The organism is Candidatus Fokinia cryptica, assembly GCF_034359305.1.
GTDB classification, from domain to species: domain Bacteria; phylum Pseudomonadota; class Alphaproteobacteria; order Rickettsiales; family Midichloriaceae; genus Fokinia; species Fokinia crypta.
Genome location: NZ_CP110343.1, coordinates 178,797 through 204,113, shown reverse-complemented (window position 1 = coordinate 204,113; position 25,317 = coordinate 178,797). Strand labels below are relative to the sequence as shown.

Annotated in this window: 26 protein-coding genes and 4 tRNA genes; 17 read left to right on the top strand and 13 right to left on the bottom strand. The window is 32.9% G+C overall.

The features are described 5' to 3' along the window. Positions 1 to 133: 133 nt before the first annotated feature. The 3 genes from rplF (at position 134) to Fokcrypt_RS00995 (ending at position 1,993) form a co-directional block, all read left to right on the top strand. Entirely contained in the window at positions 134 to 667 is a 534-nt protein-coding gene (rplF, locus tag Fokcrypt_RS01005; protein WP_323722347.1) for a 50S ribosomal protein L6, read from the top strand. Between the two features lie 12 nt (positions 668 to 679). Beyond that, complete coding sequence (locus tag Fokcrypt_RS01000) at positions 680 to 1,243, top strand: elongation factor P (RefSeq protein ID WP_323722346.1); 564 nt, start codon at positions 680 to 682, stop codon at positions 1,241 to 1,243. Between the two features lie 66 nt (positions 1,244 to 1,309). Then, positions 1,310 to 1,993 carry a cell division protein FtsQ/DivIB gene (locus tag Fokcrypt_RS00995; protein ID WP_323722345.1) on the top strand — a complete coding sequence of 228 codons (684 nt, stop codon included), beginning with the start codon at positions 1,310 to 1,312 and terminating at the stop codon, positions 1,991 to 1,993. 90 nt (positions 1,994 to 2,083) lie between these two features. Here Fokcrypt_RS00995 and Fokcrypt_RS00990 read toward each other — a convergent pair whose 3' ends face one another. Further along, positions 2,084 to 3,058, bottom strand: coding sequence for an ACP S-malonyltransferase (locus Fokcrypt_RS00990; RefSeq protein ID WP_323722344.1), 975 nt, complete (start codon positions 3,056 to 3,058; stop codon positions 2,084 to 2,086). A 50-nt stretch (positions 3,059 to 3,108) separates the two neighbouring features. Next, positions 3,109 to 4,263 carry a methionine adenosyltransferase gene (gene metK, locus Fokcrypt_RS00985; RefSeq protein ID WP_323722517.1) on the bottom strand — a complete coding sequence of 385 codons (1,155 nt, stop codon included), beginning with the start codon at positions 4,261 to 4,263 and terminating at the stop codon, positions 3,109 to 3,111. Between the two features lie 238 nt (positions 4,264 to 4,501). Here metK and nuoL point away from each other — a divergent pair, with 238 nt between their 5' ends. Both nuoL and secY read left to right on the top strand, forming a co-directional pair. Continuing rightward, on the top strand, positions 4,502 to 6,364 hold the full coding sequence (gene nuoL / locus Fokcrypt_RS00980; RefSeq protein ID WP_323722343.1) for an NADH-quinone oxidoreductase subunit L: 1,863 nt from the start codon (positions 4,502 to 4,504) through the stop codon (positions 6,362 to 6,364). A 44-nt stretch (positions 6,365 to 6,408) separates the two neighbouring features. Then, positions 6,409 to 7,698 carry a preprotein translocase subunit SecY gene (gene secY / locus Fokcrypt_RS00975; RefSeq protein ID WP_323722342.1) on the top strand — a complete coding sequence of 430 codons (1,290 nt, stop codon included), beginning with the start codon at positions 6,409 to 6,411 and terminating at the stop codon, positions 7,696 to 7,698. Positions 7,699 to 7,845: 147 nt separating this feature from the next. On the opposite strand, the gene Fokcrypt_RS00970 is transcribed toward secY, so the two are convergent. The 3 genes from Fokcrypt_RS00970 to Fokcrypt_RS00960 are packed head-to-tail and all read right to left on the bottom strand — an operon-like array spanning position 7,846 to position 10,926. Beyond that, entirely contained in the window at positions 7,846 to 8,943 is a 1,098-nt protein-coding gene (locus Fokcrypt_RS00970; RefSeq protein WP_323722341.1) for a D-alanine--D-alanine ligase family protein, read from the bottom strand. An 8-nt stretch (positions 8,944 to 8,951) separates the two neighbouring features. Next, entirely contained in the window at positions 8,952 to 9,707 is a 756-nt protein-coding gene (gene lepB, locus Fokcrypt_RS00965) for a signal peptidase I (protein WP_323722340.1), read from the bottom strand. Between the two features lie 19 nt (positions 9,708 to 9,726). Beyond that, entirely contained in the window at positions 9,727 to 10,926 is a 1,200-nt protein-coding gene (locus Fokcrypt_RS00960) for an FAD-dependent monooxygenase (RefSeq protein ID WP_323722339.1), read from the bottom strand. Between the two features lie 12 nt (positions 10,927 to 10,938). On the opposite strand from Fokcrypt_RS00960, the gene ispE reads away from it, so the two are divergent. Then, on the top strand, positions 10,939 to 11,865 hold the full coding sequence (ispE, locus tag Fokcrypt_RS00955) for a 4-(cytidine 5'-diphospho)-2-C-methyl-D-erythritol kinase (RefSeq protein WP_323722338.1): 927 nt from the start codon (positions 10,939 to 10,941) through the stop codon (positions 11,863 to 11,865). Positions 11,866 to 11,874: 9 nt separating this feature from the next. After that, positions 11,875 to 13,467: a protein translocase subunit SecD gene (gene secD / locus Fokcrypt_RS00950; RefSeq protein ID WP_323722337.1), complete on the top strand. Its 1,593-nt coding sequence runs from the start codon at positions 11,875 to 11,877 to the stop codon at positions 13,465 to 13,467. Here secD and Fokcrypt_RS00945 read toward each other — a convergent pair. Continuing rightward, positions 13,456 to 13,794 carry a hypothetical protein gene (locus tag Fokcrypt_RS00945; RefSeq protein ID WP_323722336.1) on the bottom strand — a complete coding sequence of 113 codons (339 nt, stop codon included), beginning with the start codon at positions 13,792 to 13,794 and terminating at the stop codon, positions 13,456 to 13,458. The genes secD and Fokcrypt_RS00945 overlap by 12 nt on opposite strands. Positions 13,795 to 13,932: 138 nt before the next feature. Beyond that, positions 13,933 to 15,171 carry a glutamate--cysteine ligase gene (locus tag Fokcrypt_RS00940; RefSeq protein WP_323722335.1) on the bottom strand — a complete coding sequence of 413 codons (1,239 nt, stop codon included), beginning with the start codon at positions 15,169 to 15,171 and terminating at the stop codon, positions 13,933 to 13,935. Positions 15,172 to 15,238: 67 nt separating this feature from the next. Here Fokcrypt_RS00940 and Fokcrypt_RS00935 point away from each other — a divergent pair, with 67 nt between their 5' ends. From Fokcrypt_RS00935 to Fokcrypt_RS00920, 4 genes are all read left to right on the top strand, one after another. Beyond that, entirely contained in the window at positions 15,239 to 15,859 is a 621-nt protein-coding gene (locus Fokcrypt_RS00935; protein ID WP_323722334.1) for a ribonuclease D, read from the top strand. An 83-nt stretch (positions 15,860 to 15,942) separates the two neighbouring features. Further along, positions 15,943 to 16,017: transfer RNA gene (locus tag Fokcrypt_RS00930), tRNA-Asn, on the top strand. A 534-nt stretch (positions 16,018 to 16,551) separates the two neighbouring features. Continuing rightward, a tRNA-Lys gene (locus Fokcrypt_RS00925) sits at positions 16,552 to 16,627 on the top strand. A gap of 31 nt (positions 16,628 to 16,658) precedes the next feature. Next, positions 16,659 to 17,264 carry an NADH-quinone oxidoreductase subunit J family protein gene (locus Fokcrypt_RS00920; RefSeq protein ID WP_323722516.1) on the top strand — a complete coding sequence of 202 codons (606 nt, stop codon included), beginning with the start codon at positions 16,659 to 16,661 and terminating at the stop codon, positions 17,262 to 17,264. Here Fokcrypt_RS00920 and yihA read toward each other — a convergent pair. From yihA to Fokcrypt_RS00905, 3 genes are read right to left on the bottom strand one after another with little or no spacing between them, the layout of a single operon-like run. Continuing rightward, the gene (gene yihA, locus Fokcrypt_RS00915; RefSeq protein WP_323722333.1) at positions 17,257 to 17,874 is read right to left on the bottom strand and encodes a ribosome biogenesis GTP-binding protein YihA/YsxC; all 618 of its coding nucleotides are present in this window, start codon (positions 17,872 to 17,874) and stop codon (positions 17,257 to 17,259) included. The genes Fokcrypt_RS00920 and yihA overlap by 8 nt on opposite strands. Then, positions 17,871 to 18,191 (bottom strand): Grx4 family monothiol glutaredoxin, encoded by a 321-nt coding sequence (gene grxD / locus Fokcrypt_RS00910; RefSeq protein WP_323722332.1) that lies wholly within the window; start codon positions 18,189 to 18,191, stop codon positions 17,871 to 17,873. Before grxD ends, yihA begins: the two co-directional genes overlap by 4 nt. A gap of 16 nt (positions 18,192 to 18,207) precedes the next feature. Then, on the bottom strand, positions 18,208 to 18,825 hold the full coding sequence (locus Fokcrypt_RS00905) for a NifU family protein (RefSeq protein ID WP_323722331.1): 618 nt from the start codon (positions 18,823 to 18,825) through the stop codon (positions 18,208 to 18,210). Positions 18,826 to 18,877: 52 nt separating this feature from the next. Between Fokcrypt_RS00905 and Fokcrypt_RS00900 the strand changes: the two genes are divergently transcribed. From Fokcrypt_RS00900 to ispF, 3 genes are read left to right on the top strand one after another with little or no spacing between them, the layout of a single operon-like run. Further along, positions 18,878 to 19,474, top strand: a complete 597-nt coding sequence (locus tag Fokcrypt_RS00900) for a hypothetical protein (RefSeq protein WP_323722330.1) — start codon at positions 18,878 to 18,880, stop codon at positions 19,472 to 19,474. A 9-nt stretch (positions 19,475 to 19,483) separates the two neighbouring features. Then, entirely contained in the window at positions 19,484 to 20,299 is an 816-nt protein-coding gene (gene rsmA / locus Fokcrypt_RS00895; protein WP_323722329.1) for a 16S rRNA (adenine(1518)-N(6)/adenine(1519)-N(6))-dimethyltransferase RsmA, read from the top strand. Between the two features lie 7 nt (positions 20,300 to 20,306). Continuing rightward, the gene (gene ispF, locus Fokcrypt_RS00890; RefSeq protein ID WP_323722328.1) at positions 20,307 to 21,572 is read left to right on the top strand and encodes a 2-C-methyl-D-erythritol 2,4-cyclodiphosphate synthase; all 1,266 of its coding nucleotides are present in this window, start codon (positions 20,307 to 20,309) and stop codon (positions 21,570 to 21,572) included. 100 nt (positions 21,573 to 21,672) lie between these two features. On the opposite strand, the gene rplQ is transcribed toward ispF, so the two are convergent. Together rplQ and Fokcrypt_RS00880 are read right to left on the bottom strand one after the other, a co-directional pair. Further along, positions 21,673 to 22,023, bottom strand: coding sequence for a 50S ribosomal protein L17 (rplQ, locus tag Fokcrypt_RS00885; RefSeq protein WP_323722327.1), 351 nt, complete (start codon positions 22,021 to 22,023; stop codon positions 21,673 to 21,675). Positions 22,024 to 22,051: 28 nt separating this feature from the next. Then, complete coding sequence (locus Fokcrypt_RS00880; RefSeq protein WP_323722326.1) at positions 22,052 to 22,300, bottom strand: acyl carrier protein; 249 nt, start codon at positions 22,298 to 22,300, stop codon at positions 22,052 to 22,054. 308 nt (positions 22,301 to 22,608) lie between these two features. Between Fokcrypt_RS00880 and Fokcrypt_RS00875 the strand changes: the two genes are divergently transcribed. Then, positions 22,609 to 22,683, top strand: a tRNA-Gly gene (locus tag Fokcrypt_RS00875). Positions 22,684 to 22,693: 10 nt separating this feature from the next. Then, positions 22,694 to 22,769 (top strand) — tRNA-Ala (locus tag Fokcrypt_RS00870). Positions 22,770 to 22,851: 82 nt separating this feature from the next. Here Fokcrypt_RS00870 and Fokcrypt_RS00865 read toward each other — a convergent pair. Next, positions 22,852 to 23,301, bottom strand: coding sequence for a 6-pyruvoyl trahydropterin synthase family protein (locus Fokcrypt_RS00865; protein WP_323722325.1), 450 nt, complete (start codon positions 23,299 to 23,301; stop codon positions 22,852 to 22,854). A gap of 108 nt (positions 23,302 to 23,409) precedes the next feature. Here Fokcrypt_RS00865 and Fokcrypt_RS00860 point away from each other — a divergent pair, with 108 nt between their 5' ends. Continuing rightward, the gene (locus Fokcrypt_RS00860; protein WP_323722324.1) at positions 23,410 to 25,254 is read left to right on the top strand and encodes an ABC transporter ATP-binding protein; all 1,845 of its coding nucleotides are present in this window, start codon (positions 23,410 to 23,412) and stop codon (positions 25,252 to 25,254) included. Positions 25,255 to 25,317: the final 63 nt, after the last annotated feature.

Here is a 25,317-nt window from a genome sequence, read left to right as displayed (position 1 = left end):
GAGCATAAAATTATGCAAAATATCATTTCACTAGAAAATAATTTGCTATCTCAAAAACGGTCTATACATTGATCTTCTATATGAGTACGTGTATGTATTATTCATACGAAGATAAATAGATTTTTTCATAGGAATGTCTAGAGTTGGCAAAATGCCTGTTACAGTTCCTGCAGGAATATCATTAAAGATAGATGGTAGCTATATTAAAGCTTCCGGTCCTAAGGGTGAGCTTGAGTTTTCTTTTCCAGAACTTGTACAGTTCCGTTATGATGGTAATTTGCTGACAGTAAGTACAAATAGTGAAGAGAAGTTCGGTAGATCGATGTGGGGTACCGCAAGAAACGTTGTTAATAATATGATACAGGGTGTAAACACTGGCTTTAGTAAGAAATTAGAGTTAGTTGGTACTGGATATAAAGCTGCTATACGAGGCAAAATATTAGTTTTGGAATTAAGGTTCAGTCATCCAGTCTTTTACGGAATTCCTAGCAATGTTAATATTGAAACTCCAACACCAACGGAGATAGTGATTAGTGGAATCAATAAGCAAGTAGTAGGAGAAATTGCATCAGAAATTAGGAAACTCAGACCTCCTGAGCCTTATCAAGGTAAAGGAGTAAGATATGCTGGAGAACGTATTATCATGAAGGAAGGTAAGAAGAAATAGTTTTATGACACTATGAAAATCTCCGCTGTAGATATTAGGGTAGGCGATATCTTGCTATATGAGAAAAAGCTGATGAGGGTCATCAAAATAATGCATGTGCAACCTGGGAAAGGTGGTGCTTACATGCAAACTGAGATAAAAGATGTTGTAGATAGCACAAAAAAAAATATACGTTTCAGGACAAGCGAAAGTGTTGAAAAAGCCTACATTGAAGATGAGGAATATCAATTTCTTTACAGAATTGCAGAAAGTTTGTTCTTTATCAATTTTGTAAGTTATGAGCAAATTACGGTACATGAAGATATGATCGGTAAAGAAAAAGTTGGTTATCTACGAGAAAGTATGATAATAAAAATGCAGAAATATGAAGGAAATATAGTCTCGTGCAATTTACCAGAATCAGTAGTTGCTACCGTTACGGAATGTGAAGAATCCATTAAAGGACAAACTGTAACAAGCTCATATAAACCAGCTATTGTCAATAATTCTATCAAGATAATGGTGCCCCAATTTATAAAAAATGGAGATGAAGTACGTATAAGAACAGAAGATGATATATACCTAGAAAGAATCTAACTTAAAATGAGATACACATTTTATGAAAAAATATATTGCCTGTTTGCAGGCTACTTCCTATTTTTTGTGGCTTACGCCGCTTCGGCATTTATTCTCTTCGCCGTATTTCATAAAAAGATAGTATATGACTGCTGTTTTAGTGCAGTTGTTTTTTCAAGCGATAAAAAGCTTTCAAGATATCTTCAAAAGATCGTTGAGGAAAATTTTCGTAATACGCATCCATCTGCGTATCAAATTTACTATACATTAACATCTCAAAGTACATTATTGGAAAGTATATCAGTGAAAGTTTCTGTTAATAATACTGCTGTTATATCAGCTGAAAAAAGAAAGCCTTTTGCGTTATGGTATGAATCACTAGATTCTTCAACTTTCCTTCTCATAGATCAGTACGGAGATATATTATCCAGTCAAAACGCTACTAATAGAATTTTATATGAACCATTTTCTGAGATAAAACTGTCAGTATATGGCAAAAATGCAGCATTTAAAATCTATAATGCAAAAATAATTTACGATACTATCAGTCACATATCGTCGCACATACTTTACCTCCATCTAATTGAAAATAGAAGATGGAATGTAGTATGTAAAAATGGCACAATCATTATGCTACCACAACAAAACGCTAAAGAAGCACTTTCTATGTTACAACCGTACATCTCTTCAATGATGAGAATGTATTCAAAAATAGATATCCGTTTATTTCCTGAGAAATTTTTTTTGACTCCAATAGTACATCAAAAATGACGCACTTACCCAAGTTGATAGTCAAAAAACCTCTTTCATCTTGCGATCTAAAAAATAAATCGCCTTATCACGAAATATACTATTAACTTATCAAACGATATCTAAGAAATCTGAAAGTTCCTTCACTGTACTGGTAGAAAATATCTTAACGTTTAAATTATAAGGTATCATTCTGGATATAAGATCACCTAAAACTCTTTTAGGCCCTATTTCCACAATATACCTTGGTTGATACGTTTCAAGTATACATTCAATAGATTCTCTCCATCTCACCAAATTGTTCATCTGCAACATCATTGCTCCCCTTATTTCCTTAGCTACAGTACGTGCTTTTGCATCGTAATTCATTACTATTGGAATATCTACATCTCTAATATCAATTGCATCCAAATATTCTACAAAACATGAGGCAGCTTCCTTCATTATAGAAGAATGAAATGGAATATTAACATTCAACTTCATAATTTTTCTAATACCAACTCCTGAAGCTATAACAGAAGCTTTATCTAATGCATCTCCAGTACAACTAAGTATTACTTGTCCAGCACCATTATCATTCGCAATCTCACATATACTATCACTACTACAGTACTGCTTAACTGACTCTATAATCTTCTTTACTATCGAAATATCATAACATCCAAGTAATGCGATCATTCCACCCGTAGATGATTTCGCTGTATCATGCATGATTTTCCCCCTCATAAATAAGAGCTTAGCGGTATCTCGAAGATTAATACCGTCTATAGCACAAAGCGCTGAATATTCTCCTAGTGAATGACCAGCTACAACATTAACATTATTATAAAACTTCTTTTTCATTTCTTTTTTAATGATACGTATAATTGCCATTGACATAGCCATTATAGAAGGCTGTGCATTATATGTAGTAGTAAGCGATTCTATATCATCTCCAAAGATAATATCAGTAAGTTTCATTTCTAATGCATCATCCACTTCTTCAAAAACTTCCCTTGCAACTGAAAACTTTTCATACAAATCTTGCCCCATTTTTACATATTGTGAGCCCTGACCTGGAAATAGCAAAACGATATTTTTAGCCACTTTCTTCTTAAATTTTGTTAAATAATTTTCTTATAATATGCAATCTCTAATCATTTAAACAGATATGTTTTATCAGTATTTTCCCATTTAAAATCTTCATCTTCTCGTCCAAAATGTCCATATACAGCAGTTTTTTCATATATTGGTTGTAATAAATCAAGCACATCTATAATTGTACGTGGCTTTAAGTCAAAATTTTGCTGCACAACTCTTTCTAACACACGTTCATCCACATTACTTTCACCAAATGTATTTATGTTTATGCTTACTGGCTCTGCTACTCCAATAGCATATGCAATCTGCACTTGACACTTCCTTACTAATTTAGAAGAAACAATATTTTTAGCAATATAGCGAGCAAAATATGCTCCAGATCTATCAATTTTCGAAGGATCTTTTCCAGAAAACGCTCCACCTCCATGTGGAGATGCACAACCATATGTATCAACAACAATTTTCCGTCCCGTTAAGCCAGTATCTGCAATCGGCCCACCTATCACAAATCGCCCTGCAGGATTAATAAGAAATTTTGTATTTTCGTCTACCATATATTCAGGTAACGTAGGCTTAATTATCTCCTCTATCACGCCATCTCTAATCTCAGAATCTTTAACAAATTCATTATGTTGAGTAGAAAATACTATAGTATCGAAAGCTATAGGATTACCATTTTTCTCATCATACCTTATAGTAAGCTGAGTTTTTGCATCAGATTTTAACCATTGTAACGTACCACTTCTTCTTACACTGGAATGCTTTTTCATTAAACAATGAGAATAATATATAGATGCTGGCATTAGTGCGTCAGTCTCATCACATGCATAACCAAATACAATCCCCTGATCTCCTGCTCCTTCATCAATATCTGAATCACCTCTACCTCGTATACCACGTGCTATATCTAATGATTGTTTATTATAATTTACCAATATCGGATAGGTGTCATATGAAAATCCATAATCATCCTCAGTATACCCAATTCTTTTCAGCGTATTACGAACTACACTACAGTAATCTACGTCAGCAAAAGTAGTAATCTCCCCCGATAACAATATCAATCCACGTGCTACTACAGTTTCTGCTGCCACACGGGCATTTTTATCTTGTTTCAAAATAGCATCAAGAATTGCATCAGAGATTTGATCTGCAACTTTATCCGGATGTCCTTCCGAAACAGATTCAGAAGTAAGTAAAAAAGGCATTATCTAAGACTATTAATTTTCCATAAAGACGAGAAAAACCTTTGCTAGTTGTAAAACTGCAACAAACGGTCATTGTAACTACAACACCTTTTTGAAGGTAGAGGTACTATCAACATTTTTTCTCACTAGATCTCGTTAAAAAATACTGCATAAAACAATTACGTAATTTTGGAAACCCAAGCCTTGATGTTTCTAATAAATTTATTCACACTCGTCAATGAATACTACGTTTCCAGTGCTCATGTTGATACATCTTACGTTACTTGCTTTAATAGCACCACCACTAAGTGGTGCAATACAGTACTTTTTTTGCAATACAGTCAAAACAACGAAATATAGCAGTTTCATACCGATAATAGGAATCATAGTAAGTCTCTTTTCCTCCATACTACTTTTTTATAAAATTCTTCTTTTTCCATCAGCGGTACAGCATTCATTGTATAATTGGATAGAGGTTGGAGATGTAAAATTTGATTTCAGTATCGCAATAGATTCAATGGTCACTACGATTTTATTGGTAGTTTGTATAATTTCTACGTTAGTTTACTTGTATTCGATTGAGTACATGAAACATGACACCTCAATAAAGAGGTATATGTTATACCTTACTCTCTTTACATTTTTTATGATATTTCTAGTAACATCGGGAAATTTACTTCAGATGTTCGTAGGATGGGAAGGAGTAGGATGTTGTTCTTACTTCTTGATATGCTTTTGGTTTGAAAAAAGTAGCGCTACAAAAGCTGCATTAAAAGCATTTTTAGTGAATAGAGTAGCAGATATTTTTCTATTAGCTGGAATAATTCAGTTAGCACTAAAATGCGGAAGTACGAATTTTCAAGAAATTACAATCTATATCAATTCTCTACAAGGACATGATAATGCAATAGATATTATCGCATGTTGCATTTTACTAGGAGCAATGGGAAAATCTGCACAAATATTCTTTCATGTATGGCTCCCAGATGCAATGGAGGGACCAACTCCAGTATCAGCACTAATACATGCGGCAACAATGGTTGCAGCAGGGATTTTTATAATAGTAAAATGCAAAACAATATTTGAATATTCTATAATAGCTTCAAATATTACACTAAGTGTTGGTGCTATGACTGCTTTTATTATGGGAATAATGGCAATTTTCCAGACTGATATAAAGAAGATTATCGCCTACTCTACATGTAGTCAATTGGGATACATGTTTATGTCATGTGGAATACACTTGTATTCAGCTGGCATCTTTCACTTAATAACTCATGCATTCTTCAAAGCATTACTCTTCTTATGTGCAGGCAATATTATACATTCAGTTCATGGAGAGCAGAATATTTTTAAAATGAAACTATCTTTTAGAAATATACCTCTTACATACTGCTCTATGGTAATTGGAATTTTATCTATCACTGGAATTTTTCCATTTGGGAGTTTTTTTTCTAAGGAAATGATTATAGATGGAATATATAAGAGTTCCGCAAATAGTAATTTATGCTATGTAGCGTATATATTGAGCTTAGTCGGTGTATTTTTTACAGCAATATATTCTTTTAGAATGCTGTTAGTGATTTTTCATGACCACCAAAGCATACAAAAAAACTCAAGCAATACCGGAACATGGAAAATAAAAGTCCCTCTAATATTGCTTAGTTTATTATCATCGGTAATCGGCTATACCGGATACAACACTAGCATCTTTGGAATTTTTGCTGATATTACGAATTTTCATTCATCTTCTCAAATTGAATACATACCAACAATATGCACATTATCAGGATATGCAGTCATATACCTTATAAATCGCAAATATTCGGTATTACAGCTCATACCCAACATAATTAAAAATACCGTGCATCTTACAGTAAATAAAAAATTTTACTTTGAAGAATTTTACACAAAATGTATTGAAGGATTATATCAAACAGCTGATATATCAGCTTTTATCGAAAACTCCATCCTCAATAAAGGAATATCAAAGATTATAGATGTATACACTACCACTTCCCAAGTATTACTAAAAATATATCGGGGAAAGATAGAGTTTACTATTAAGGCAATTTGTATAACATTACTAACGATTACAATCCTTCTAATGTACTTTAAATTGTAATTATTTTGCTATAGCATGGTATAGAATATTTTCTCTTACGTAAAATGTTGCCAATACTCAAGAGAGTGCTGTTCGTTCTAGGGGCCCTCTTAGTGTACAGATTTGGAACTTATGTCACAATTCCTGGCATAGATCTAATAGTGCTAAAAAAAGTTGCAGATGATGCTTCTGCAAAGGGATTGCTAGGTGTTTTCAATATGTTTACTGGTGGAGCTTTGTCACGAATGTCAATATTCGGTCTTAACATTATGCCTTATATCACTGCATCTATCGTAATGCAATTATTGTCCGCAATAGTACCTTATCTCAGTGATATGAAAAAAGAAGGAGGGGAAACTGGCAGAAAGAAGATTGCCTCATACACAAAATATTTAGCTCTCATTTTAGCGTTTTTTCAAGCTTACGGATTAGTCAGTGGAGCAGAACAAATTTCAATCGATAATGCAAACATAGTAGTCGAAACTGGATTTCAGTTCAGATTAATCGGCACTATAAGTATGGTAGGTGGTACAGTATTTATGATATGGCTAAGTGATCAAATCACAAAACACGGGATAGGAAATGGCAGCTCCATGATAATATTTTCTGGGATTTTAGCTGGACTTATACCTTCTATCAACTCTCTATTCAGTATGATAAAAGTAAATGCTATTTCCATATTTTCATTATTATGCTTCGTGTTTTTTACCGCATTACTTCTTTTCATAATAGTATTTTTTGAAAGAGCATACAGACCTATTACAGTAACATATCCTAGAAAACAGATCGGTAACAAAATATACTCCGGAGACTCTACCCATATACCTTTGAAAATAAATACTTCAGGTGTTTTAGCTCCTATCTTTGCTAGTTCTGTGCTGATTTTCCCTTCCACAATTATAAATCTTTTAAGCTCCTCCACTAACCCGATAATAAATTGGCTTTTACAGAATTTTGGATACGGAAAACCACTATATATTACATTATATCTAATTTTTATAGTCTTTTTCAGCTTCTTTTACACATCTGTCGTTTTTAATCCAACCGATACTGCAAATAATTTGAAGAGGAATGGAGCAGTCATACCTGGTACACGACCAGGTGAACATACAGCAAAGTATATAGAATCCATCCTAATAAAGCTTAATGTTATAGGTGCAACTTATATATCATTCGTTTGTATTGTACCAGAAATGCTAGGTTCAAAGTACTCATTACCATTCTACTTAGGAGGTACCAGTCTATTGATAGTCGTAAACGTTTCCATCGAGCTTTTTCAATATATACAGAATTACCTTATCACGATGCAATATAGCAATCTTATAAAAAAAGGACGAGCTGTTATAAGGCGATAAAAAGCGTATTGCTCCAGGAAAAATTATTTAATTTATCATTCCAACCTTATATAATTTTAGGTCAAAATTTTCTAAATTTGCCTCACTATAAAATGCAATTTTTATTCTCGTAATATATGGAAATTCATTCTCAGATTATACATAAACTTACTTGCATGTAATCTCACTTTCTGAATAATACGAATATGCGAGTTTTACGTCCTCATCTAATGTTAGTTCTACTAAAGTCTTAAATATTTCCTTCTGCGATATACCTTTTAGCTCTAGCAATTTCGTATACATACTAATTGATGTGCAGCCAGGTATTGTATTTATTTCATTCACGTAAAGATTGCCACTGTCCATTAAAAAATCTACCCTCGCCCACCCTCTGCATTTCAATGCTTTAAATGCAGATTCTGCAACATTTGCAACCATTTCATGCTGCTCACGTGTAATTGAAGCAGGTATCACTGTGACAACATTCTTTTGATTACAATACTTAGCTTCGTACGAGTAAAATCCATCATCCACTACTATCTGACCAGCATCCGAACTGATCAATATACGTTGACTGTTTTCTACTTTTTCAATAATACTACATTCTAATTCTATTCCTGTTATCATTTCTTCTACCAGTACATCAACACTATATTGCAGTGCATTTTTTATCGCTACTTCATATTCTGCTTCAGAACGCACAATCGAAACTCCTATTGAAGAACCACTATTGCATGGCTTTACAACCATATCCTTTACTCCTAACCTCTCGGAAGCTTCAAAATAAGTTATAAAATTCTGTTTATTTATTTCTAAAAAAGGAACAATATTAATGTTATGGTAAGATAAAATTTTCTTAGTAAGAATTTTATTCATACAAGAAACGGAACTTGTTATGTTACTTCCAACATATCTCATACCATATAATTCCAACATACCTTGCAACATTCCATCTTCTCCTGACACACCATGCACCAATGGAAAAACTACATCTATATTATATTTTTGCCCTTTCTCAGTGTACAACTGAGTTCCGTTATTATTTTTCATAAAATAGCAAATTTGTGCTTTACTAGCTTTTTCAGCATCACATGACGTAATTTGTGGAAATAATGTATGCAAGTACCATATACCATTGCGAGTAATGGTCACTGTAAGTACATTAAAATCATCCTTCAGACAGTTGAATACATTTCTTGCAGAAATTATAGAAATTTCATGCTCTGGTGATTGTCCACCACATATAAGGAGTACGTCTTTCTTCATTATTGCATTTATAATGATCTAAAAATTTCTTTTATTTTTACAATACTCATACTTGATATAGCTTTTATTATCCTATCAGTATTCCATATAACGTACTCTGCTCTACCAATAAGATTTAATTCATCTACCATCCCTAAGCCGCTAACATTCCTACTATCGTTAGAATTATCTCTATTATCTCCCATAAAAAAGTATTTTCCCCGCGGTACAACATAAGTTCCTTCCGCACGTATCATATTAATTGGAATAGAGAATTCTTCTTTCTCACGGATATACATCACCTCTCTATAGCGCACATTATACTCTTTTTCATTTGGTAATTTTTCACTATATTCCACATACTTACATAATTTCCCTGTTTCGCAATCTTCAATTCCGTCAGCAATTTTAGTCTTTCCCACAATGACATCATTTACATATACATTAACACCATGTACTCGCACTACATCTCCTTCCATTGCTATCAGTCTTTTTATACATGTAGGAGCATTTACTAAACCACAGTGAAATACTATCACATCCCCAATACGAGGTTTCTTAGCAAATATCCTGTGATGTAACTGCGGATTAATCCAACTTGAATAATTGCCATATCCATAAGAAAATTTATTCACCAAAACGACATCACCTACCAATAGAGAAGGTACCATAGAAGAACTTGGTATCTCGAAATTCTCAAATATAAAATTTCTTATAATAGAAGATAGTAGAAGAGCTATTAATAGTGGTTTTAATATAGAATCTACAAATTTATTATGTTTCATTATTTGAATTACAAATTGACTATATACTTTGAATAATTTTCCTTTTTAAGGGATCAATATAATTGAATGCATTCATCCCTATTTTAATCATATTACGTACAAATTTGCTATTACTTTGTACTCCCATGTAGTGCATGGCATTCGTCATAAATGATACTGAATTAACCTGCAATCTTCTCTCGCAATGATACTGTTCTAACAAAGTCATCGAGCCAATATCAATCTGTGCTGTATTATATCTCAATATCAACTGAACCAAACTTATTACATCGTGCAATCCAAGATTAAGACCAAGCCCTACTAAAGGATGTATCACATGACCTGCATCCCCTATAAAAGCAGTTCTAGTGTGATATAATTTTCTTATCTTTTTCTCTACTAATTTATACGATTGTATATTTGAAATTATCTCTACACTTCCACATAAATCATATAACTCAAGAGTTAGTATTTTCTCCAACTCATCATTCGACATTGCATTAAGTTTCTCTGCATTCTGATTTTTTAATATCCATACTACTGATGATTCATATGGAGAATTATACGGCAATAGCGCAATAGTAGAGTGAGTACTAAACTTCTCCACTGCCATATTTTTAATATTATATGGATGACGTATATTGAAGCACATAGCTACTTGCTCGTAACTTCTTTCATATGAAGGAATATTAAAATGTTTTCTAACAAATGAATCTTTACCGTCAGCAGCAACTAAAAGTTTAGCCTTGAACTCAATTTTTTGTCCATTAGAGACACAACTCATAAATACTATTTCTTCATCAACGTAGAGTTCATCAATAGAAGTAACAAATAATAGCTCTATATTATGTAGAACTGTCTTCAACTTATTTGCAATTGTTGCTCTGAGCTTTAGCTCTGAGAACATACATCCTATGCTATTATTTGCATTATCAGCTTTCGATATTGATACTAATTCTTTTCCACTTTCATCTATCACTAGTATATCATCAATTCGCTTTTCTTCATTTATATCGCATTCATCTAAAAGTCCACATCTTAGAAGGAATGATATCGTATTATGAGAAAGAGCAAATGCTCTATCATTTTGCTTCTCCTGTTCTGATTGTGCTTGCTGCAAAGTAAGATCTGTACTATCAATCACAAAAATCACACGCATATCGTGACGGGCTAATGTATGAGCCAATACCATACCAGTAATGCCTCCCCCGACAATTGCTACATCATACTTATTAAGCATCAGATATTAACAATGGATATAACAAAAGAATATATAGTAAAATCATATGCAAAATTGAATCTTTTCCTCAAGATTCATGACATATTACCAGATGAATATCACGAAGTATGCACAATACTCACAAAAATTAACCTGCATGATACGATAACCATAACATTCGACAAAACACAAAATGAATTTTCTTCTTCTAGCATTAGTATGGTTTCAAATACTGGACAAAGCATAGACACGATACAGCACAATCTTGTACTAGATGGAGTGATGGAAATATTGAAATTACTAAAAATACGATATGGAATACGACATCACTCAATCGAGCAAATATCTAGAATGAAAATTAAGATCAATAAAAAGATCCCTATCGGCTCAGGTATGGGTGGAGGTTCTTCAAACGTAGGAACAATAATGCGTTTCCTATACTATCATCTGAAAAATCTAAGCATTGAAGATATAGTATCGATCAGTAATAAGATAGGAGTAGATGTAGCCTTTTTCACACATAATTATCAATGTGCATTAGGAACTCATAAAGGAGAACGATTACTTAAACTTAGACCGTATTACCACTATTATGCTGTTATAGTTTTTCCAAATTTTAGCTGTAACACGAGCTACGTATATCATAATTTCTCACTAACAAAAACAGAAAAAATACATAATGAAAAAATTCTTGATATGAGTAGTATACCGGAGTTAAGAAGGGATCTTATATTTAATATTGGCAACGATCTTGAGAACACAGCAATTCTTTTATATCCTGAAATATCGTATATATTAAGGATAATTGCTTCAACTTCAGCTATATATTACAGTATGACCGGTAGTGGTTCTGCATGCTTCGGATTGTTTAAGAATAAAAGAGAAGCCTTGTTGAATGCAAAAAAATTGCAGAATACTAAAGATAATTGGTCGATATATGTATCTAAAGTGAATTTTTGATCTGTAAAAATGAATTATTCTAAAGGACTATTAATACTTTACTGTTTTATATGTTTTTTCTTCGCATACTGTGCAACTCCTACATTTTTAAACGCTAAAGGTATCGAATATAATAGACAGCACTTTATCACTACGCCAATAACAATGGGATTAGATTTAAAGGGAGGTATTTCTATTATAACGGAACTTGATATCAAATCGTATATAAAAGCTACTCTCGAATCTAAAAGTCCGGATATTGAATCTTTTTTGCATAAAAGTAATATACGTTACTCTGGCATTGATATACGAGACAACATATTGCAAATCGCAGGTGCTAAATTAAACAATAAAGAATTAGAAGAATTAATTTCGGCTCTTGAAAAAACTACGTGCTCACAATGTGTAGCCGTAACAAAAGAAGAAAATAATATTAATGTAGCTCTTACAGAGAAGCATGATCAAATAATCACTACATCATTAATAGAGAGAGTTATAGAAATCATAAAAAAAAGAGTAGATGAATCCGGCACAAAAGAAATAGAGGTAATAAAATTTCAGGAAAATAAAATATTACTAAACATACCGGGAATTTATGATATACAGAGTATTAAGAGATTACTCGGTACAACTGCTAAACTCGAATTAAAAGAAATCGTTTTACCTGATAAACAAAAAGCATATAGTACTTCTATGGAAGCACTACCTCTTTTACATACTAATCCAGAACAAAAATCCCAAAAATTATATGTTTATAAGCGTTCTATAATAGATGGCTCTATGATAGTAGATGCTAGGGCATTAAATCACATTGGTGAATATGTCGTATCATTCTCTCTTAATGCAGAAGGAGCTAAAAAATTTGGCACATATACCTCTAAAAATGTAGGAAAATATTTAGGAATTATTATCGATAATAAAATTATTAGTGCTCCGTCAATAAGAGAACCTATACGTGGAGGGAGTGGTATAATATCAGGTTCATTTTCATTAGAAAGTGCAAGTGAACTCGCTTCTATGTTACGCTCGGGAAGTCTCCCAGTAGCATTGACAATAGTGGAAGAAAAAGTGATAGGTCCTACATTAGGTGAATCATCCGTACATTCTGGCAGTATTGCAACTGTAATAGCTTTGCTATGCATTATAACTTTTATGCTGATCTTTTATAGAATATGGGGAGTTTTCACTAACATAAGCTTGCTATTAAACCTTATCATCATAATCGGCATCGTATCTCTTATGAATGCTACACTTACGTTACCAGGAATTGCTGGAATCGTACTAACTTTAGGAATGGCAGTTGATGCAAACATTTTGATCTTTGAGAAAATAAAAGAAGAATTACGCCATATCAGAATAGAAGAAGGTAATATCTCCAAAAAGCACATCATCGCCACAATGAAGAAATCTTATTCTCAGGTAATGAGAACTATACTTGATGCAAATATTACAACAATCATTGCCGCTCTAGCTTTGTACATATTTGGAATGAGCGCACTGAGAGGATTTGCTGTCACCATTATCGTAGGAATATTATCATCAGTCTTTACAGCTGTTGGCACTACATATTTCTGCGCTGCAATATGGTGCAGTAATTTTAAAGCTAAAAAACTAGAGATGTGACTTAAGACGATATTCTTCTATAATTTTTGAGTGTACGTCTCCTACTAACTCATCAACTAACTCTTGTAAATCCACACTATCTACCATTAATTCTGAATTCATTTTAACGTAATACTCTCTATACTGCTGTTTAAATTTAGATCGAGCAGATTCTACTATGTTTCTTGCTTTCGTAATAGCATTAGCATTTATATCCCTACATCTCTGAGAGGTAGCATGTAATTCTTGCTCCACCTGAACTTGTATAAGCTCTATCTCTTTTTCAACTTTACTTATTAAAGCAACATTAGATTTCAGTACATCTACTCTTTGTTGCTTCCTATACATTAATTTCGGAACAAACAAAAAATGACAAAATAAAAACAAAAGACCAAAAGAAACACACAACCAAATTAGATTCGAAAACCAATAGTTCAACGGTACTAATATCATTCTTGTAAACTAAATTTTTCCACACTACGAAGTTTAACACAGACAATACAACTCTTCCATAGTGGCTAGAGTAGTAAGACGCATTATAAGATTTTCTAAAGGATTATTATAGAGTGCATGCTCTACATTTGAGACGAACATTCCGGGAGCGTTTAAATTATCGCCATTCCCTTTTTGCGTATGCATCCTCAGTAAAGTTGAACAATGTTGACCTCCTACAACGTACAGCATACGCTCGCAAGAAATATGCTTTTGTATTGATGATGAAATAAATAGCATTTCATCTTCATAACACAAAGCACTGTAGATACACTCTTGTATCACAAAGTTATTTTTCACACCCTTTCTGTAAAGTTCATCTCTATTCTTTTTATTAAGTTTTCTTATATCATCACCAGAGAATACCGCAATATTCGCTCTACCAAACGTGCCATTATCAGATTTTACAAATACCTTAGGGATATCTTTAATGCCATACAATTCATACTTTTCTTTTATTTTTTTTACGAGTGAATCCACTTCCTTCGCTAAGAGCTCATTTTCCATCTGCCAACTATCTCCATTCATAGAGATATAAGATGTTATGGAGCAAAAAAACCAATGATCACAATGCAAAATTTTTGAAATTTCCGTAGCAAGCTCTTCATATTTCTGGAAAAAGTTATATTTACTCCTACGATACCATCCATACAAAGGACTAGGTAAAACATTATTCACGGATGACAAAACTGTAGATATTCCATTCGTTAAATCTTTATTTAAAATAATTATAGAATCATCATTTACAGTTGCGTTATATGGCAAAAATGGAAGTGATTGAAAGTGAATAATTGCATTTTTTAACTCAATAAATGATGATTCATCATCAGAATCCAATAATAGAGAAAATTCTATTCCAGAATTGAAAGCAACTTCCTGCAGGATTTTTGATAACTTTACTATATTCTGTATATAAAACGGGTTGCGAGTAAAATTCTCTGGTACAAGATATATCGATGATATTTTTTTGCGAAATTTATGGATATATTCTGAGATATACTTCTGAAACAGCGATACAATTCTTTCGTTATGCTTAACATGCATAAATCCTGCAGGAAACATATTACAATCTACTACAGTACTTTTGTAAGAAGATTCTCTCAAATCAATTGAGTAATACAAGGGAACAATAATATCATTGAAAACATATCTATCGATTCGTGCCTTATACCATTCAGAAGTCACTTCTTTCTTCTCAGAAAGTAAAGCACATATTTTACTGTACTCTTTCACGATTTTTTATAATCTAAACAAGGATGATAATCTTCCTAACAGATACCTTTTTAGTCAATCTCTTTATATGGTCATACACTATTATACTAATGATATACCTTCACTACTACTTAAAAACGAACATACTTCCGTAGCACTGGATACAGAAGCAATGGGGCTTAATATGATAAGAGATAGAATGTGTCTGGTACAGCTATGTTTTGGTACTGATGAAGTGCATCTTGTGCATTTTCGTAGCAAAAACGATTATAAAGAAGCAGTTAATCTCATAAAATTGCTGTCAAATGACAAACTTTTGAAGATTTTTCACTTCGCAAGGTTTGATGTTGCAAAACTTCAACAATCGTTCAATATATCAATGAAAAACATATATTGCACAAAGATAGCATCAAAATTAGCTCGTACTTTTACTGACTATCATGGTCTTAAATCACTTTGCTCAGAATTACTTGGAGTAAAACTATCTAAGACACAACAAACCTCTAACTGGGGAGAGGAGATTCTTACTGAAGAACAAAAAGAGTATGCAGCATACGATGTACTATATTTGCACAAACTCGTGGATAAACTTAATAAGATCCTTATAAGAGAAGAAAAAATGGAAGTGGCACAAAAATGCTTCGATGCAATTCCAATAATCTCTGCATTAGATATTATGGGATTTAATGAGCAGATTTTTTGTTTTTAAGACGCAAATTTGCCAATTTGTAATTGACATATTTTAAAAATCAGATACTACTCTATATAGGGTGAATGTACCATTTTACCAATTCCTCGGTAGCTCAGTGGCAGAGCAAGCGGCTGTTAACCGCTTGGTCGTTGGTTCGAATCCAACCCGGGGAGCCAAGTGGGGTTTTAATCTTTTTTGGGGCTTTTAATTGAGTACAACTCTTCTCAGTCACTCACTGCAATTATTTTATTGGCATCCTAAATTTGGATTTTGTTGATATTAAAAAGAATAAAGCTATTTCGACTGAAGGAGTCAGTTATGTACGGCTCGGTGCTAAGAAGAAACTTATAAGATTCATAATACACCCTACCGTAGTTTTAAGACTACCTTTCTCTATTACCAATTCACAGTCAGTTTCCTTATTTTCTAATAGAATGTCATTTAAGCTTTTATAAAAAACAGCTACCTGCTCTGAAGTAAGCTTCTCTCCATACTTCAAATTCTTTTTTAAGAGGTAGTTTTTTCTGAGGCATAGAAAATTTCATAAAAAATCAAAGAGCATAATGATGATTACCGTAATTCAGTATTTTGCTTTTTCATCCGCTAATCCATAAAATGCTTTACAGGAAATTTTCAGAAAATTGGCAAATTATATAGACAAGTCAGCCGTATTTTTATACCATCCACTCGTAGTGTCAAGATACTGCTGTGATCCTGTAGCTCAGTCGGTAGAGCAACTGACTTTTAATCAGTAGGTCATGCGTTCGAGTCGCATCAGGATCACCATAATAATCTCGAATTCATAATAGTGGTACTAATGATATTTTCTGCTGACTTTCTTTTCGTCTGCATATCTTCCGCTATCGTCCTATGCCTAGCATGCACTATCCTTTCATCAAGGCTTATTTATAGCGTACTTAGTATGATACTGGCATTTATAGGTACATCACTTTTATATATAATGATGGGTGCGGAATATTTGGCTTTCACACTACTCATAGTATATGTAGGAGCAATAGCTATACTTTTCTTATTTGCAATAGTTGGAATGTCACAAGAAGATGAAGAGTATAAAAAATCAAAGATAGCACTATTACCATTTTTTGGAGTGATACCATTAGTATGCTTAAATGTATACTTACTTGAGCAAGAGACCGAATTACAAAATTCACCGAAAGTGTTTAAAGCATTAGAAATAGGAATTGCATTTTATGAAACACATTATCAATATGTCATATTGATAGGAATAATGTTACTTATAGGGACAACTGGAGCAGTTTTACTATGTCTTACAAACAATAATAAAGATACTGTGAAAAAACAAAGCATGTGGAAACAGTACATAGCACAAAGTTCTGTAAAGCTCGTTAATCCAAAAATAGGCGAAGGAGTAAGTATTGATATTGAAAAAAAAACTAAATAGCCTCAGTTATTAGCTTTTTCAGCATAGATATATTTGTGCCAAGTTTACTACTTGTGATGATCGCAGATTCAGCGATCGATGAATCTAAGAAATTATCAGCAAGAATATTTGGGAAGGTACTAGATAAATACGAAGCTGCATGTACAAATGAAACTTTATCAGCTTTTGTGAATACTATGAGAAAATTCCTCCCATTCTCACATAAAAATTTAATCATCTCTATATCACTCTCTTTACATCCATGCCTCACATCCACCAATAGCAATAATGCTTTAAGAGATGTACTACTCGTTATGTAATTTCTTGAAATATTATGGTTTTTACGAATATCACTCTTGCTGCGTTTGGCAAAACCATATCCTGGCATATCAACAATCATCAACTTATTATCAATCAAAAAATAATTAAGCTGCATTGTACAACCTGGTTTCATAGATCTTCTGCACAATCCTCTACGTTCAGTAAGAGCATTAATTATACTAGACTTACCAACATTTGATCGCCCCCATATCGCAATTTCGGGATATTGAATCTGCTTTAATGCATAATTAACGCTAGTGGTACCACACACAAAATTTGCATTATTATAATTGAGATTATCACTTATCATATAAGCAAATGCTTTTTTAATAGCAACTCAAGTTCTCCATTTTCGTACATTATCTTCATTATATCAGAACCTCCTATAAATTGTTGTTTGATATATAATTGAGGAATTGTTGGCCACTCCGAGTACGTTTTGATACCACTTCTAATATCATCATCTGATAACACATCAACATCTAAAAATTTCACATTCAAACGATTCAGAATCGCAACTGCTGTACCAGAGAAGCCACACATAGGAATAGATGCAGTACCTTTCATAAAAAGCACAATATCATTCGCGTTGATCATATTTTCTATTTTTTTCTGTATATCGCTCATATTGTTAATTACTAAATTAAACAGCAATTACTTCTATTACCTCAGGAATATAATGTTGTAACATTACTTCTACTCCATTTTTCAAAGTATAAGTAGAACTTGGACATCCATTACATGCACCTGTCATTTTGACATACACCTTTCCTTCCTCAAACTTTACAAAAACTATATCACCACCATCCTGAGCAACCGCTGGTTTAACAAACTCATTCAAAAGCTTTTTAATTTGATTGGAAATTTCATCATCAACACAGTTCTCTTCTTTGTCATTAGAACTAATCACTACCTCTTCTTGAGAATTACAAAAATACTCTACAAACAAATATGATAATTCTTTCTGTAAAGATTCCCATTCAGAACTTTTAACTTTTGTAACTACGATAAAGTTACTAGCTATCATTACATCTGAGATCGCATTATTCTTCAAAATAAAACTTGCAAGATTAGAAGTATAAGACCTCTGAGTATGAGATCTATCAAACATATACGAAATAGAACCTCCTACTAATTCAGATTGAAAAATAAATTTTTTAGCTTCTGGATTTGGAGTGCTTTCAATACTTACCAATTGATTGACATATGACATTTCTAAATCTACTTTGTTATTTATTGCAAAAAGTGCTTCAGCCAGCAAACAATCTGTATTGTATCATCAGTACACTGGATAATAAACATTTTTGAATGAGATGTATGATTTTCTTATAAAGAGATATCGCTCAGCTGGAAACGAGCTAATACATAGAAGTCTCGAAATTTCCACTAAAATCGGATGGAATGAAGATATATTAGAGTGTATATGGAGCACGATGGATGCAAAATGGTTAGCATTTTACTTTACTGATAGTACAATTTCGAGCTATACGGAATTTCTGTTATTGTATTTAGTAGCTGAACATTTAGAAGATTGGACACCAGAATCTAATAGTATAACAGAGAATGTAAAATCTGCATTATATGCACTATGTGATAGATATATCTCTCTAGAAGAACGGAGGTTGCCAATACTTTGTTACGCTACAAAAATTGAGCGCAAGATCAGTACCATGGCTATATGTTATAATCAAGCAGATATTATATGGCGTAAAATTTATGATGTATCTAGCGATATAAATTTCTATACTAAAAGACTGATTCTTGGTGCAATTCTTTATAATCTATTTTTATCTCTTTCAAAAAACACTATAAATAAAGAAGAATATTATCTTCAAATTGATAGAGGGCTCGCAAAAGCAAGAACATTTGCTAAATATAAGAGTATGATGAAGACTGCTTTTCATATTTAGATTATCGTCATGAAAGAAATTCAATATAAACCGATAAAAGGATTAGGCCAGCATTTCATAACAAATTCTAACATTACCGATAAAATAGTATTACATGCTAATCACATCGCAAATTGCGTAGTGATGGAGATAGGTGGTGGATATGGAATGTTAACACAATCTATAATGAAAATCGGTAAGCCTAAATTTCTTATATGTTTAGAAAAAGACTCAAATCTCATTCCACATCTTAGCAAAGTTGCTTCTTTATATAACAATATTAATGTTATACATGGCGATGCACTTAAGATAGATGAACGTTCTATAATGCATGAGGTATTGCCTGAATATATTGAAGAGAAAATCACTATTATTGGTAATTTACCATATAATATTGCTACAGCTCTTATTTGGAAATGGCTTAAAATTGCTAATACATTTAAGAGTTTTACCATACTAATACAAAAAGAAGTAGGTGCTCTAATATGCCAAGAAAACAAAACTTGCAATAATTTTTTAAGCTTTGTAATTAATACATTATGTAGAACAGAAATATTACTTGAACTCTCCCCAGATGTATTCTCTCCACCACCTAAAGTACAATCATCCTTGATATATATGGAACCAATACCAAACGTAAAATATGATTATGAATCTTTAATAAAATTTGGAAAAATACTATTCCATAATAGAAGAAAAAGTATAAGAAATGTGCTAAAATCTCTGCATAATTATGATATTCTCATGCATTCACTCAGCGTCAAGGGCATCGATCTTAGTAAAAGAGCAGAAAGTATGACAAGAATTGAGCTTTTATCTATTTTTGAAGAGCTAAATCACTCTTAAAGATTCAATGCATAATATAGGTATAATACTTGCAGCTGGGAAAGGTGCAAGATTTTCCGATGAAGTTACACCAAAGCAATTTCATAAGCTATACCGCAGTAGCGACGTGGTGGAGCATACTATATCAAAATTCCAGTTATTACCATTGAAATACATTGTATTAGTTCTTAATGAACCATTTATACAAGATAATAAACTTATAGCAAAATATCGCAAAGCATCCAAAAAAGACCTTGTAATAGTACGTGGTGGAAATACTAGAGCACTTTCTGTAATGAATGCGATCAATAAAATAAGAGAAATATATCAAATAAAGCATGTTAAGAATACTGAAGAGAAATTGAGTAAATTGATAGTTGCAATACATGACTCTGTAAGACCTTTATTTAATCACAAATCAGTAAACACTTGGCTACAATATTTAGCTTCCAACAGCGAATACGATGCTATAGAACCAATTTTACCAATTGTGGATGCAATCAGACTACATAGTGGAGAGGAATCATCGCGAAAAAGAGAAGAATATTATACAATACAAACTCCTCAAATTTTTAAATTCCCAGTAATAGAAAATGTTTATCAAAAACTAAATGAAATGCCAGATGAAGCAAAAATAGACGATATTGGATTACTCTACTATTTTAATAAACATCATAAAACTAATTATAAGATACTGAAGGTAGAAGGAGAATTAAATAATTTTAAGATCACCTTTCCTGAACAATTAGAAAAGGCAAGAAAACATATAGCGACAGAAGAATATACGAAACATTATTCGAAAAATTATAACGTCTTTAGGGTAGGAACAGGTATAGATGTGCATAGACTAAAAAAGTCTGAAAAATATGAAACGATCTCAATCGGAGGTACAATGCTTAAATGCATGTATAAGATTATAGCCCATTCTGATGGAGATGTTGTATTGCACGCAATTACAGACGCAATACTAGGAGCAATAGGAGAAACAGATATCGGCACTAAATTTTTAAACGATGATGTAAAATGGAAAAATGCTAAATCTGAAATTTTCGTACAACACGCAGTAACGCTTATGAAGAAAAAAAGATACAATATTAGTAATATCGACATATCGATCATAGCAGATCATCCGCAAATTCAATCTCATGTAAAAGATATGAAAAAGCATATAGCACGTCTTACTTTTATCTCACAAAATGACGTCGCAATCAAAGCTACCACTACCGAAAATACCGGCATCTTTACAGAAGACGCAATATATGCTCACTGCACTCTATTATTACACAGGAAATAGCTTTATTTAAGAGAAGGTATTTGATCAATAAATAGCAAATCCGACTTAAAACGACGCTTTCGCATGACGCTCCACCAAAATTAGTAACCTGCTAACAAGCCTAAACAAAAGAAATAGCTGCTAACGGTGCTGAATCTCCTTTTCTGTATCCAATCTTTACGATTCTAGTATATCCACCACTTCTAGAATTATACTTAACCCCAAGGGTAAATAACTTATTCACCGCTGTACAATTACCACCTAAAAGAGATATAGCGTATCGCCTAGTATGTAATGACTCCATTCTGGATTTCGTTACCAACTTCTCCACCATAGGCCTTACATCTTTAGCTTTAGCAACGGTTGTAACTATCTTTTCATGAATAATAAGAGACTTAAGGAGATTTCTAAACATAGAAGTACGATGACCGCAATTTCTACCGAATTTCCTATGACCAATCCTGTGACGCATTGACTTATATTGAGAAAATTAATGTGTACTACTTTCTTGTCTCCGCTACTAGAGCTTCAACTATCTTTATAACATCACCGACAGTCTCAACTTTTTGCATAGATTCATCAGAAATTTCGATCCTGAATTTTTCTTCCAGAGCCATAACAAGCTCTACAGAGGTAAGGCTATCGACCTTTATCTCTTCCTTTAGATTAAGCTCATCATTCATTTTCTCAACGGAGAAGCCTGATTTTTCCGCTATGATCATGTAAACACTTTGTTGGATATCGTTCACGTTTTGAATTTAAACAAACATTACAGATGAGACAATTTGCAGGGGTACAAATGCCATGAACCAACATATTGTACATCATGATATCTGTAAAAGCAAACGAAAAGCACTAGCTTTAAATATATCAAAAATATGATATGAGGCATCAAACAACTTCATAGAATGAATTTTTGATATTTTTTTACTTCCATTTCACTTTAATGCTAATTTGACTAAGATAACAAAAGATCATCTTATATAGTAATACCTTTAGTTTTTCTCTTGTGTTTATTGTAACTTTTGATATCTTCAGGTATATATCTCATGAAAATGCAGGCGTAGCTCAGTGGTAGAGCGCAACCTTGCCAAGGTTGAAGTCGAGGGTTCGATTCCCTTCGCCTGCTCCAAATTTCGGATGGGGGCATAGCTCAGTTGGTAGAGCATCTGCTTTGCAAGCAGAGGGTCATCGGTTCGAATCCGTTTGCCTCCACCACCAAAATAGAAGATTTTTCGTTTCCTTGGTGTGCTAGCACGAAACTCGTTACTTCCGGTTATTATCACCGAAATATGCTAACCTAAGCGGTAACTTCTACAAATGAAGAAGGAGTCTCTCTCAATTTTAATCTAGTACACTTCACATTGTACTCTTCGAATAACTTTGGAGTAATATTATACATCAAAAATATCGCCATATTCTCAGCAGTAGGTTGCTTCTCCAAATAAAAAACTGTTTGGGAAGTACATTTTTCAATAGAATCGCCTAAATTTTTATCTTGCTTTGAAAGTATAGTATTATGATCCCAGTATTGTTTTATCCAACTATCCAACTTCTGCTTTATGATAATAAAATCAATTACCATATCATGATCATCAAAATCCTCAAGAAATTTCGAAAAAGTTATTTCTGCAACATAACGATGTCCGTGTAACATTCTACATGCTCCTTGATGATTGACAATCCTATGAGCAGCATCAAATTCTATCTTCTTAGTGCACGATACCACTTTATTAATCTCAATATTCATAAAATTTCTGTAGAGAATTCAGCTTTCACTATCTAAATTTATGATATACTCTTGATGGTCTGCATCCAAGAGGCTTTTTGCTCTCATACACTTAAATAGAATATGTGAATGACTATACATAACAATATTCCACTTCCAAAAACTGTATTAGGGTTTTTGCAATTTTTTCTTAGAAGACATTTTTTTAGTGCACTCCTTATATTAGGAACCGGCATACTATGCAATCTATCTCATAATGTTGTGCTACCATATATTACTGGGAAATTGGTCGATATATTAAATGATATTTCCGATAAAACGCATGATACGCGCATTTTCTTTCAAAGTTTAGGAATAGGGATAGGTTTTTGGATAATATTAGAAATTATAAGTAGAACAAAAGGTCTTACATCAGCTCACTTCATTCCAAAATTTGAAACAGATATCAGGCTCTCATGTCTTAAAAGTGTACTAAAGCATGAACACGAGCATTTTCTTGATAGACAAAAACTCAATGCATTCAGTTACCGGATAGATGACTTACCACGAAGCCTCTATATGATATTTGATAACATTACAAATCTATTCGTACCTGTCATAATATCGATCGTATTGTCATCACTATTTTTGTTTGACGTACATCCAGTACTCTCATCTATGTTCATTGGATGGCTTTCAATATATATCGTAGTAATGATAGTACTTTCTCAACGTTCTGTAAAATTAACACAAATTGCCTCTCAGAAGCGAAGCAAAGTTCAAGCAGCTATTCTTGATACAATAATGAATAATTTCATAATTAGAGCACTTTCAAAGCAACATCATGAAATGAGATATATAAGTAAGATACAAGGAGAAGAAATGAGAGCCAGTAGATATTCATTAGTCAATATAGAATTAGTAAAATTATGCCTAGGAAGCATTAGCATTGTCAGCATTAGCTTTCTCTTTTTTGTAGCTGCAAAAATGTGGACTGCAGACGTAATATCAACAGGAGATGTGATATTTATTGTGCAAAATAGTATGAATATAATGAGTACGATGTGGTTTGTTGCGGATGAAATCACTTACACACTTTTAGAAGCAGGTCGAGCAAAACAGAGTATTAACGTCGTAACAGAGAATGTACGTGAGGACGTACTAGTAGAACACGTAGTTTTATATAGTACTCATGGAGAATTTCTTTCTCCAGAAAGTGATATACCTCATCAACCTCAAAACGATTATAACTTAATATTTGATAAAGTGACGTTTGGGTATCCTGATAACAAAGTGCTGTTTTCTGATTTATCAGTAACAATCAAACAAGGAGAAAGAGTAGGATTAGTAGGTACATCTGGAAGTGGAAAAACGAGCTTCGTAAACCTCATTATTGGCTTTTATAAAAAACATAATGGAGATATTTTAATAGGAAATAAAAAAATCGAAGAATATTCGCCTAGGGAATTGAGTAGATTAATCAGTATAATGCCCCAAGAAATCATGCTATTTAATAGAAGTATCCGCGATAACATAGCATACTGCAATCACAACATACCGTTTGATAAGGTAGTGGAAAGTGCTAAATTGAGTCAGTGTCACGAATTCATTACCTCTTTAGAAAATGGATATGACTCCATAATTGGAGAAAAGGGATTTTCTATATCAGGTGGACAAAAACAAAGAATAGGTATAGCAAGAACGCTGATACAGAATGCACCAATTCTAATCATGGACGAGTGCACATCATCTCTTGATTCCACAACTGATAAGAAAATTCAAGAAGCATTAAAGATATTAATGAAAAATAAAACTGTAATCATGATAGCTCATAAAATTTCCACATTACAGCACATAGATCGGATACTGGTATTTAATGAAGGTGCGATTGTTGAGGATGGCACTCATGACCAGCTAATAGCGAAAAATGGATATTATTCTCACTTATGGGAAATGTACTACTCAAGAGGAGCTAAAAGCACAATACAGAGTTGATATGAATTAGTATTGAAGATGAAGCAGCAGCGACGCCTCATCTTCATACTTTATTAACATTCT